This is a genomic window from Stenotrophomonas sp. AS012628, from assembly GCF_010608305.1.
Classification (GTDB): domain Bacteria; phylum Pseudomonadota; class Gammaproteobacteria; order Xanthomonadales; family Xanthomonadaceae; genus Stenotrophomonas; species Stenotrophomonas geniculata.
Map to the genome: position 1 here is coordinate 1 of NZ_VMBJ01000300.1, position 217 is coordinate 217.

The window sequence follows — 217 nt, forward strand, 5'->3', positions numbered from 1 at the left end:
TACGAGGACCGCGGCCGCAGCATCAAGCAGCGCTCATGTTGAGCGCGCGGCGCGGCAGCAGCAGCGGGGTCAGGAGCATCAGCAGGCCACTGAGCGCAATCGCCGTGCGCACGCCGGCAAGGCCCGCCAGCACGCCCCACAGCGCCGTCAGCAGCGCGGTCATCGCCAGGCTCGAGATCGACCAGGCCGCCAGCATCCGCGCGGTCCGCTCCATTTC

Annotated in this window: 1 pseudogene; it reads right to left on the reverse strand. The window is 71.4% G+C overall.

Going from position 1 to position 217, the window contains the following annotated elements:
* Positions 1–22 precede the first annotated feature (22 nt).
* Positions 23–217 (reverse strand): annotated as a pseudogene (locus tag G5A07_RS22005) (hypothetical protein); the annotation flags it as partial.